Annotated in this window: 10 protein-coding genes; 1 reads left to right on the top strand and 9 read right to left on the bottom strand. The window is 71.8% G+C overall.

All coding sequences use genetic code 11. The features are described 5' to 3' along the window. The 8 genes from G3I65_RS58620 to G3I65_RS31525 form a co-directional block, all read right to left on the bottom strand. Positions 1–1,105, bottom strand: a 1,105-nt coding sequence (locus G3I65_RS58620) for a sensor histidine kinase (RefSeq protein ID WP_160699327.1), incomplete at its 3' end; no start/stop codon positions are given. A gap of 92 nt (positions 1,106–1,197) precedes the next feature. After that, a complete protein-coding gene (locus G3I65_RS31495; RefSeq protein WP_160699328.1) occupies positions 1,198–2,292 on the bottom strand; it encodes an acyl-CoA dehydrogenase family protein in 1,095 nt (364 codons plus the stop codon). After that, the gene (locus tag G3I65_RS31500; protein ID WP_160699329.1) at positions 2,289–3,473 is read right to left on the bottom strand and encodes an acyl-CoA dehydrogenase family protein; all 1,185 of its coding nucleotides are present in this window, start codon (positions 3,471–3,473) and stop codon (positions 2,289–2,291) included. The genes G3I65_RS31495 and G3I65_RS31500 overlap by 4 nt, the downstream gene beginning before the upstream one ends. Then, positions 3,470–4,693: an acyl-CoA dehydrogenase family protein gene (locus G3I65_RS31505; protein ID WP_160699330.1), complete on the bottom strand. Its 1,224-nt coding sequence runs from the start codon at positions 4,691–4,693 to the stop codon at positions 3,470–3,472. Before G3I65_RS31505 ends, G3I65_RS31500 begins: the two co-directional genes overlap by 4 nt. Further along, positions 4,694–5,719, bottom strand: a complete 1,026-nt coding sequence (locus G3I65_RS31510) for a phosphotransferase family protein (protein ID WP_160699331.1) — start codon at positions 5,717–5,719, stop codon at positions 4,694–4,696. A gap of 106 nt (positions 5,720–5,825) precedes the next feature. Continuing rightward, positions 5,826–6,278, bottom strand: a complete 453-nt coding sequence (locus tag G3I65_RS31515; RefSeq protein WP_125311933.1) for a MaoC family dehydratase — start codon at positions 6,276–6,278, stop codon at positions 5,826–5,828. A gap of 5 nt (positions 6,279–6,283) precedes the next feature. After that, the gene (gene fabG, locus G3I65_RS31520) at positions 6,284–7,045 is read right to left on the bottom strand and encodes a 3-oxoacyl-ACP reductase FabG (RefSeq protein WP_160699332.1); all 762 of its coding nucleotides are present in this window, start codon (positions 7,043–7,045) and stop codon (positions 6,284–6,286) included. A 118-nt stretch (positions 7,046–7,163) separates the two neighbouring features. After that, a complete protein-coding gene (locus G3I65_RS31525; protein ID WP_160699333.1) occupies positions 7,164–8,120 on the bottom strand; it encodes an NADP-dependent oxidoreductase in 957 nt (318 codons plus the stop codon). 95 nt (positions 8,121–8,215) lie between these two features. Here G3I65_RS31525 and G3I65_RS31530 point away from each other — a divergent pair, with 95 nt between their 5' ends. Further along, on the top strand, positions 8,216–8,803 hold the full coding sequence (locus tag G3I65_RS31530) for a TetR/AcrR family transcriptional regulator (protein ID WP_160699334.1): 588 nt from the start codon (positions 8,216–8,218) through the stop codon (positions 8,801–8,803). A gap of 410 nt (positions 8,804–9,213) precedes the next feature. On the opposite strand, the gene G3I65_RS31535 is transcribed toward G3I65_RS31530, so the two are convergent. Next, positions 9,214–10,685: response regulator transcription factor (locus G3I65_RS31535; protein ID WP_160699335.1), on the bottom strand; the 1,472-nt coding region annotated here is incomplete at its 5' end.

Genomic DNA, 10,685 nt, shown 5'->3' on the forward strand with positions numbered 1-10,685 from the left:
CCGCGGACCCCGGGGCCGCCGGTTCCTCGGCCGACCACCGCAACGTTACCGTCGTCCCCGCCCCAGGCCGTGACGCGACCTCCGCCGTACCACCCGCCGCCCGCATCCGCTCCACCACGGATCCCCGCACCCCTCGCCGGGACAACGGCACCTCCGCCGGCTCGAAGCCGACACCTCCGTCCGCCACCGTCACCGAGACCCCACCCGGCACCGGCGCCAGCCGCAGCGTCACCGACTCCGCGCCCGAGTGGCGCTCGGCGTTGCGCAGCGCCTCCTCCGCCGCCCGCACCAACGCCAGCGCCGCCGAAGCCGGGACCTGGGGAACCGGCTCCCACTCCGCGAAAACCGGCAGCGCCCGCCCCGTCGACACCATGCGCAGCCCGGCTTCGAGGTCGACCGGGCCTTCGGCGCCGGTGAGGATGGCCAGGTCGTGGGCCGCATAACCGGCGACTGCCGCCGGGTCGGTTGTGGCGCCCGAGGCGACCGCGAGAAACGTGGCCGACGCCGTGTCGTGCAGGAGGGCGAGGTACTCGCGCTCGCGGCGGCGGCGGTCGCGGCTGAGGGCCGCTGCCTGCTCGACCGCCGCCTGCTCGGCGCGGGCGGAGTCCGTCCGGGCGGCAGCGCGGGCCAGGAGCACGTACGCCAGGCGCGCGAGCACCGTCTCCACCACCACCCGTGCCACCACCGGCAGCCATGGACCGACCCCCGCGACGGTCCCGGTGGCCAGCAGCGCCACCAGCGCCGGCGCGGTGAGCCGCGGCGGGTGCTCCCACTGCCACGTGATCGCGGTGATCGTCAGGACGTTGAGCGCCCACTGGCTCGCCTCGCCGGGCACCGAGGTGAGCCACGGCTGAGCGGCGCACACCGCCCCCGCACGCAGCACCGACAGCGCGAACGACGTGCGCGGCCCGGCCAGGACGTCGGCCACACCTGCGCCGAACGTCAGTGCGAGCAGCGCGAACGCCAGCGGGAGCGCGCCGCCGGGGGTGGCGAGCACGCCGAAGACGCCGATGATCCCGGTCGCGACGGCGCGGGCCGGGCCGGCGAACTGGGTGACCGAAGCGTGGAGCTGGGATTCCACCGAGCCGGCCGGGCTGGTGGTCATCGCGCTCCCGGGGAACGGCGGAAATCGGTCAGCCCGTTTCTACCAGCCGTGAAGGCCACCTCGCGGAACGAGGTGGCCTTCACGAACGGGCGTCACGCGGGCAGGTTCACCAGGTCCGCCAGGCGGGCGCGGTGCCGGCCGGGCGTGCCCAGCGCGAGTTCGTCCGCCTTGGCGCGCTTCAGGTACAGGTGCGCCGGGTGCTCCCACGTCATCCCGATGCCGCCGTGCAGCTGGATGGCCTCCTCGACGGCGCGCACCGCGATCGGCGCGTTGCGGGCCTGGGCGACGGCCACCGAGATCGGCACGTCGGTGGCCGTGGCCAGGGCGTCCGCCGCGTTGCGGGCCGCCGCGCGGGCGAGGACCAGGTCCGTGTACAGGTTCGCCAACCGGTGCTTCAGCGACTGGAACCCGCCGACCGGGCGGCCGAACTGGTAGCGGCCCTTCAGGTACGCCACCGTTTCGGTGAGGGCCCACTCGGCGACGCCCGTCTGCTCCGACGCGAGGATGCCCGCCCCGAACAGCAGCGCCTGCTCCAGCGCCGCGGCCGCCTCCGGGCCGGACGCGACCAGCTCGGCCGGCGCGTCCGAAAGCGACACGTCGGCCACGCGCCGGGTCAGGTCGAACGAGGTCAGCTCCGACACCGTCACGTCCGCCGCGGAGACGACGTACAACGCGGGCCCGTCCGGCCCCGCGGCCGGCACGACCAGCAGGTCCGCCACCGACGCGTCGGCGACCGTCCCGACCCGACCGCTCAACTTGCCTTCGGGCGACGCGGTCACCGACGACGGGAAGCCCGCGCCCGGCGCCGTCGTCAGCGGGACGGCCAGCGCGCCGATCGCCTGCCCCGTCGCGAGCTTGCCGACGACGTCGCGGGCACCGACGGCCACCAGCGCCGTCGTCGCCAGCACGACGCTGCCCAGGAACGGCACCGGCGCCACGCTGCGGCCCAGTTCCTCGGCCACCACGGCGACCTCGCGGGCCGACGCGCCGTGGCCGCCCAGTTCCTCGGGCACGGCCAGCCCGGCCACGCCGACCTCCTCGGCCAGCGTGCGCCACAGCTTCAGGTCGTAGCCCTCGGCCGTCTCGACGCGCGCGAGCAGCGCCTCGGCCGAAGCCTTGTCCTTCAGCAGGTCCCGGACCGAAGCGCGCAGGTCTTCCTCGACGTCCGAATACAGCAGGTCAGTCATCGGGGGAGGTCCTTCCAGGCGACGTCCTTGTCGACACGCGGCTCCGAGGGCAGCCCCAGCACGCGCTCGGCGATGATGTTGCGCAGGACCTCCGAGGTGCCGCCCTCGATGGAGTTGCCCTTCGCGCGCAGGTAGCGGTAGCCGGCTTCGCGGCCGGTGAAGTCGACGATCGCCGGGCGCCGGAACGACCAGTCGTCGTACGCCAGGCCCTCTTCGCCGAGCAGCTCGACCTCGAGGCCGGTGAGCGCCTGGTTCAGCTCGGAGAACGCGACCTTCATGGCCGAGCCCTCCGGCCCGGGCGCGCCCGCCGTCAGCTGCTGGCGCAGCCGGGTGCCGGCCAGCCGCAGCGTCTCCGCCTCGACCCAGCGCTGCACGAGCCGGTCACGCAGCTCCGGCGTGCGCAGCTCCGGCCGTTCGCGCCAGGTCTTCGCGACGATCCCGATCAGCCCGCCTTCGCGCGGCTGGACGTGCCCGCCGATCGCGACGCGCTCGTTCATCAACGTCGTCTGCGCGACCTTCCAGCCCTCGCCGACCGCGCCGAGGCGCTGGCTGTCCGGGATCCGGACCTCGGTCAGGAAGACCTCGTTGAACTCGGCCTCGCCGGTGATCTGGCGCAGCGGCCGGACCTCGACGCCGGGCGCGGTCATGTCGCACAGGAAGTACGTCATGCCCTGGTGCTTCGGCACGTCCGGGTCGGTGCGCGTCACCAGGATCGCCCACTGCGACTCGTGCGCGCCCGACGTCCACACCTTCTGGCCGGTGACGATCCAGTCGTCGCCGTCGCGGACGGCGCGGGTGCCCAGCGCGGCGAGGTCGGAGCCGGCACCGGGCTCGGAAAACAGCTGGCACCACACCTCTTCGCCGGTCCACAGTGGACGCAGGTAGCGCTCGCGCTGCTCCGGCGTGCCGAAGGCGAGGATGGTCGGCGCGGCCATGCCGAGGCCGATGCCGATCCGGCGCGGGTTGTTGTCCGGGGCGCCCGCGTCCGCGAACACACCGTCCACAACGGACTGCAGCGCGCGCGGCGCGTTCTGCCCGCCGAGACCGGCGGGGAAGTGGATCCACGCGAGCCCGGCGTCGAACCGGGCGCGCAGGAACTCCAGCCGGTCCGTCGACGCGGGGTCGTGCGACGCCAGGAACTCGGTCGCCTGGCGGGTCAGGTCTTCGGCCGTGACAGTCACTTCGCGCCCTCCGAGAGGTACTTCTTCAGCTCACGCCGGGCCAGGGACCGCTTGTGGACCTCGTCCGGCCCGTCGGCCAGCCGCAGCGTGCGGTTGCCCGCCCACATGGCGGCCAGCGGGAAGTCCTGGCTGACGCCGCCCGCGCCGTGCACCTGGACGGCCTTGTCGAGGATCCACTCGACGGTGATCGGCGTGGAGATCTTGATCGCCTGGATCTCGGTGTGCGCGCCCTGGTTGCCGACGGTGTCCATCAGCCACGCGGTCTTGAGCACCAGCAGCCGCTGCTGTTCGATCTTCACGCGCGATTCGGCGATCCAGTCCTGCACGACGCCCTGCTGCGCGATCGGCTTCCCGAACGCCTCGCGCGAAATCGCGCGGCGGCACATCAGTTCCAGCGCGCGCTCGGCCATCCCGATGGCGCGCATGCAGTGGTGGATCCGGCCCGGGCCGAGCCGGGCCTGGGCGATCGCGAAGCCGTCGCCCTCGCCGGCGATCAGGTTTTCGACCGGCACGCGGACGTCCTCGAACAGCACCTCGGCGTGGCCGCCGTGGTCGCTGTCGTCGTAGCCGAAGACGTGCATGCCGCGCTTGACCGTCAGGCCCGGGGTGTCGCGGGGGACCAGGATCATGCTCTGCTGCTTGTGCGGCGCGGCGTCCGGGTCGGTCTTGCCCATCACGATGAAGATCTGGCACGCCGGGTTCATCGCGCCGGAGATGTACCACTTGCGGCCGTTGATGACGTACTCGTCGCCGTCGCGCCGGATCGCGGTCTCGATGTTGCGGGCGTCGGAGGAGGCGACGTCGGGTTCGGTCATCGCGAACGCGGAGCGGATTTCGCCGTTCAGCAACGGTTCCAGCCACTGCTTCTTCTGGTCGTCGTTGCCGAACATGGCCAGCACTTCCATGTTCCCGGTGTCCGGGGCCGCGCAGTTGAGCGCGGTCGGCGCGAGCCGGATGCTGCGGCCGGTGATCTCCGCCAGCGGCGCGTACTGCAGGTTCGTCAGGCCCGCGCCGTGGTCGCCGGGGAGGAAGAAGTTCCACAGGCCGCGCTTGCGGGCCTCGGCCTTCAGCTCGTCCATGACCGGCGGGATGGCCCACGGGTCGTCGCGTTCGGCGAGCTGCCGCTCGAACACGGGCTCGGCGGGGTAGATGTGCGAGTCCATGAACTCGAGGAGCTTCCCGCGCAGCTCCTCGGTCTTCTCGTCGAACGCGAAGTCCATTTACTTCTCCTCTTTGAGAATCTCGTTGCCGTGCGAGATGAGCAGCGGGACACCGGCCCCGACGCCTTCGAAGCCCGCGCCGACCGTCTTGCCCTGCGTGTAGCGGTAGTGGATGCCTTCCAGGATCACGGCCAGCTTGAAGAACGCGAAGCTGACGTACCAGTTGAGCTGCGAGACGTCCCGGCCCGAACGTTCGGCGTAGCGGCGCACGACCTCGTCGGTCGTCGGGTAGCCGGGCGCGGAGCTGGCGTTGGAGACGAACTGCAGCGACACCTTGTCGCGCTCGGCGTAGGCCACCAGCAGCGCGAGGTCGGTCAGCGGGTCGCCGAGCGTCGACATCTCCCAGTCGAGCACGGCGGAGATCTCGTCGCCGGCGTCGACCAGGACGTTGTCGAGGCGGTAGTCGCCGTGGATGATCGACGGCTTCCCGGAGACCGGCACCGCCGCGGCGAGCCGGTCGTGCAGTTCCTCGATGCCGTCGAGGTCGCGGCTGCGCGAGGCGTCGAGCTGCTTCTTCCACCGCCGCAGCTGCCGCTCCAGGAAACCCTCCGGGCGGCCGAAGTCGCCGAGCCCGACCGCGGCCGGGTCGACGGCGTGCAGGTCGACGAGCGTGTCGACCAGGGCGTCGGCGATGGCCCGCGTGCGGTCTTCGCCGAGTTCCGCCAGCTCGTCCGCGGTCCGGTACGGCGTGCCCTCGACGAAGCTCATGACGTAGAACCGCGCCCCGATGACGTCCGCGTCCTCGCACAGCAGGATCGCTTCGGGCACCGGCACGGCGGTGTCGCGCAGGCCGGAGATCACCCGGAACTCGCGCGTCATGTCGTGCGCGGTGGGCAGCACGTGCCCGAGCGGCGGGCGGCGCACCACCCAGCGCGAGCGGCCGTCGCCGACCACGTAGGTGAGGTTGGACCGGCCGCCCTCCACGACGTCCGCGGTCAGCTCGCCGGCGACCAGGCCGGGCCGGTGCGCGTCCAGGTGGGCGCGCAGGCGGCCCAGGTCCAGGCCCGGCGGGTCGGTCGGGTTCATCCAGCCTCCTCAAGCTTCGTGCAGGGGAGCATACCGACTAGTCGGTATGACGTACAGGGAGGTGAGCAGCGGCACTTTCACGCGAAAGTGCCGCTGCTCATCGGTGTCACGCGAGGAACCGCGTCACCCATTCGGCGACGCAAGCGGGCTTCGCTTCGCCGTCGATCTCGACCGTCCACTTCGACACCGCCTGCTTGCCGCCCGGGATGTCGGTGACCTCCACCAGCTCGGCCCCGGCGCGCACCTTCGAGCCGACCTTCACCGGCTGCGGGAAGCGGACCTTGTTGAGGCCGTAGTTGATGCCCATCTTGATGCCGTTGACCTTGTAGATCTTCGGGCCGAACGCCGAGAGCAGCGACAGCGTCAGGAAGCCGTGGGCGATGGTGCCGCCGAACGGGCCCGCGGCCGCCATCGGCTCGTCGACGTGGATCCACTGGTGGTCGTCGGTGGCGTCGGCGAACTGGTTGACCCGCTCCTGGGTGACCGTCAGCCACTCGCTGTACCCGAGGTGCTCGCCGACCGCGGCGGCGAAGGCGTCGAGGTTGTCGAATTCGCGCACGCTGCTCAGTCCTTCGGTCCGCCGGCGACGTAGATGACCTGGCCGGATACGAACCCGGCCCCCTCGCTGACCAGGAACGACGCCAGGTTGGCGATGTCGTCGGGCGTGCCGACGCGCTGCACCGGGATCTGCGTCGCGGCCGCGGCCTTGAAGTCCTCGAAGCTCATGCCGAGCCGTTCGGCGGTCGCCGCGGTCATGTCGGTGGCGATGAAGCCCGGCGCGATCGCGTTCGCGGTGACGTTGAACTTGCCCAGCTCGATGGCGAGGGTCTTGGTGAAGCCCTGCATGCCGGCCTTGGCGGCGGAGTAGTTGACCTGGCCGCGGTTGCCCAGCGCCGACGTGCTGGAGAGGTTGACGATCCGGCCGTACTTCTCCTGCGTCATGTACTTCTGCACCGCGCGGGTCATCAGGAACGAGCCCTTGAGGTGCACGCCGAGCACGGAATCCCAGTCCTGCTCGGTCATCTTGAAGATCAGGTTGTCGCGGGTGATCCCGGCGTTGTTGATCAGCACGACGGGCGGGCCGAGCTCGTCGGCCACCCGGCCGACGGCCGCCTCGACCTGCTCGGCGTCACTGACGTCCAGCGCGACGCCGACGGCCTTGCCACCCTTCGCGACGATCGCCTCGGCGCCCTGCTTGACACCGGCCTCGTCCAGGTCCAGCAGCGCGACGGCGAAACCGTCCTCGGCCAGCCGCGCGGCCACGGCGGCGCCGATGCCGCGGCCGGCACCGGTGACCACTGCGACACGGGAAGGGGAATCGGTCACGGGGGACCTCCTCGTCGTTGAGAAGCGGGTTCGTTGCCCGCGAGCCTACTAAGCGGTTGCTTTTTTGACGATACGCGGGAGGAGTTCCCCGTGGGGTGCAGACATGCGCAGATCATAGTCACGGGTTTGGGGCGGCCCGGTCGAGCTGGAGGTCGATGACGACCTTGCCCCGCACGTGCCGGCCGGCCTGGAGTTCGACCGCGGGCCGGATTCGCTCGATCGGGAAGCCCGCCGCGATGGGAACCCGCAGCCGGCCCGCCGCGACCAGCCGGGCGATCTCCTGCAGCGCACCGGAAGGAGCGTTCGCCCCGTTGGCCGCCGCCACGCCGTCGATCTGCGCGGCGATGGTGCAAATGCGACCGTCCGGGACGCCGAGTTCCCTCGCGACGTGGACCGTCTCCACCCCGTGCAGGTCGATGGCGGCGGTGACATCGCCGAGGGCTCGGACCCGGTCAACCAGGCCGTCGCCGTACGCGACCGGCTCGGCTCCGAGTTCGCGCAGGTAGCCGGCCGACGACGCCGACCCGGTCCCGATCACCCGCGCCCCGGCGATCCGGGCCAGCTGGACGGCGAACACCCCGACCCCGCCCGCCGCACCGCCGATCAGCACCGTGTCGTCCGGACCGGGGGCGACGGCGGCAAGGGCGGCGGACGCCGTGCGGCCCGCGATCGCGAGGGTGGCGGCGGTGCGGTCGTCGACATCGTCGGGCGTGCGGTGGACCTCGTTCGCCGCGACCTCCCCGGCCGCGTCGACCACGACGAAGTCGGCGACCGCGCGGGACAGCGCACTCCCGAACACCCGGTCCCCGGCCGCGAGGCCGGTCACCCCGGCCCCGACCTGGTCGACGACTCCCGCGTAGTCGGTCCCGAACCCCGCCGGCAGGCTCAACCCGAACCGGGCGGCCGTGTCCGCGTCGGCGGTCATGATCCAGTCCATCGGGTTGAGTCCGGCCGCGGTCACCCGCACCCGGACCTGCCCCGGGCCGGCTTGCGGCGCGGGCACCTCCCGGACGTCCAGGACTTCGGGTCCGCCGAACGAGTCGAGTCGAACTGCCCTGCTCATGAGCTCCTGCATGACGCCTGTTCTCCTCTGGACGCACGAAACGGACTATGCTCCGTTTACCTGACCCTAACACAACCGGAGCGTGATCCGTTTTGACCGAGCCGCCGATGCGGGCGGACGCGACCCGCAACCGCGACCAGCTGCTCGCGGTGGCGACCCGCATGTTCGCGGCAGCGGACACCGAGCCGTCGATGCGAGCGATCGCCCGCGAGGCCGGCGTCGGCATCGCCACGCTCTACCGCCACTTCCCGACCCGCGAGTCCCTGGTCGACGCGGTCTACCGCGACCAGGTCGTACGCCTGACGACGGGCGCCGGCGACCTCCTCGACCGCCTGCCGCCGGCCACGGCGATGCGCCGCTGGATGGACCTGTTCGGCGACTGGATCGCGACCAAGAACGGCATGCTCGACACCCTGCTGGCCATGATCGAGTCAGGCGAAATCGCCCACGCCCAAACCCGCACCGAGCTCCTGACGGCCATCACCAAACTCCTGGACGCCGGAAACGAAGCGGGCGACCTCCGCACCGACGTCAGCGCGGAGGACATCGCAGCGTCGCTGATCGGAATCTTCACGGTGGCCCCCCGCCCAGCGCACGAAGCCAAAGCAGCCCGCCTCCTGAACCTCCTGATGGACGGCCTACGCAACGTGCACCGGCCAAACACCAAAGAGCTGGGTGGTCATCCCGTCGCCTGAGGCCGTCAAAATCACTTTGAGCCAGGCCCGCAACCCACGCGGGACGGTGAGCTGACAGCGCAAGCTTGCGGGCCTGGCTCAAAGTGATAGGCCTCAGTCAGGCGACGGGATGACCACCCAGCGGCCCACGTCCTAAACGTGAGAGGACAGCGAAACCCGTGGTCATCCCAGAGCCTGCCCGTCCGGCGAGGACATTCTTTTCTCCGCCGCGCAAGAGAAGCGGGTCCGACCTCCCCCGCCCTCCGTTTGGATTTTCAGCCGGCGGTCGGGTTTGTCAAGGCGGGAAAGCGTGCCTTGACAAACCCGACCGCCGGCTGAAGGGAAGGCTGGGGAGGAGGGCGGGGGAGGTCTGGTGACGTCGTGGTCGGCTTGCGTTGCCGGCTGCCGGAGTCGCGGTTGTTGGCCCGCCATCAGTAGTCGGGTGACAGCCGGTATCCGATTCCGCGGACCGACTGGATGAGCTGGGGGCGCCCCAGCTTTGCGCGCAGTGTCGCCATGCGCACGTCGAGCGAGCGGGAGGTGGCTACCTCGATGGTGCCCCAGACCTCGGCGAGGATCTCCGCGCGTGACAGCGTCTGGCCCGGCTTGCGGGCCAGGAGGGCCAGGATGGCGAACTCCTTGCGGGACAGGGGAACCGGCTGGCCGGCGATCCGGGCCTCGTGCCGGTCGAGGTCGAGGTCGACGTCGCCGAACCGCAGGACGTGGTCCGCCCCGGCGGCCGGGGGCCGGGCCGCCCGGCGGTTCAGCGCGTGGACGCGGGCCAGCAGCTCCGCCACGGCGAAGGGCTTGACCAGGTAGTCGTCCGCGCCGCCGGTCAACGCCGCGAGGCGGTCGTCGAGGGTGTTCGGGCCGAGGCGGATCACGGCGGTGCCGGTTCGCTGCTGTTGCAACGTCCTAGCATCGCTGGCTGTCAAATATTCGTGGTCAAGAATCACCACGCGCGCGCCGTCGAGCGACTCGCTTACATCTTCGCCGGATGCCGCTCGCCGGACCGTGAAACCGGAGCGGGCGAGGGCGGCGGTCATCGCGATGGCGAGGTCGTCGTCGGCCGTTGCGAGGAGGACGTCGGCTACCGACGGGCGGGGTCGTGGTGCCGGGCGGCCGGGGGCCTTGCCGGACAGTTGGTGCCGGGTGCGCAGGACCGCGTCATACCCGGCGGCGACGGCCGCGTGTTCCGGCGTGCCCTCCGGTGTTCCCGCGAGCGCCTCCCTTGCGAACGCCGCCGCTTGTTCGAGGTCGGCCGGGTCGCCGCTCCGTTCGTGGCGTAGCCGGTGGGCGGCTGAGAGGTTCGCCAGGACGCGGGCGCGTTGCGGCCGGTCCGTGGGGATGCGGGTCGAGGCTTGGCGGAGGACGTCGATCGCTTCGGTGGCGCTGGTGACGTCGTCGCGGTAGCCCGCCCAGGTCAGGAGGAGGGCGCCCAGGTTGGCCAGCGCCTCGTCGTTCGGGGTGGCCGCGGCGTCGATCGCTTCGCGCAGGACGGTCAGCGCCTCTTCGAGACCTGCGGGCTCGGCCGAACGCTCGTGTGTCGCCACCAGGGCGGCGGCGAGCTGGGACAGGACCTGCGGCCGCTGGGGGGACGCCGCGGGCAGGTCGCTGAGGGCGTCGCGGAGGGTCTCGACCGCCTCGGCGAGCGCTGCCGGGTCGTCGTGGAGGCGGAACCACATCAGCAGGGCGCCGCCGAGTTCGGAGCGCAGGGCCGCGCGCCGTGGGGGGTCGGTGACGACGGCGGCGCCTGCCCGGAGCGCTTCGACGGCGTCTTCGAGGTTCGCCAGCTCGCCGCCGTAGGCGTGTTCGAGCCGTAGCGCGATGCCCAGGGTGACCAGCAGGCCGGGGTCGAGGCGGCCCGCGCCGCCGAGCCGTTCGGCCGCGTCGAGGCAGCCGC

Origin of the sequence: Amycolatopsis sp. SID8362 (assembly GCF_010550475.1) — a bacterium.
Lineage (GTDB): Bacteria > Actinomycetota > Actinomycetes > Mycobacteriales > Pseudonocardiaceae > Amycolatopsis > Amycolatopsis eburnea.

Coding starts and splice junctions, on each gene's coding strand:
- G3I65_RS31510 (WP_160699331.1), bottom strand. CDS start 5,719: ATGAACCCGACCGACCCGCCGGGCCTGGACCTGGGCCGCCTGCGCGCC.
- G3I65_RS31495 (WP_160699328.1), bottom strand. CDS start 2,292: ATGACTGACCTGCTGTATTCGGACGTCGAGGAAGACCTGCGCGCTTCG.
- G3I65_RS31505 (WP_160699330.1), bottom strand. CDS start 4,693: ATGGACTTCGCGTTCGACGAGAAGACCGAGGAGCTGCGCGGGAAGCTC.
- G3I65_RS31525 (WP_160699333.1), bottom strand. CDS start 8,120: ATGCAGGAGCTCATGAGCAGGGCAGTTCGACTCGACTCGTTCGGCGGA.
- G3I65_RS31530 (WP_160699334.1), top strand. CDS start 8,216: ATGCGGGCGGACGCGACCCGCAACCGCGACCAGCTGCTCGCGGTGGCG.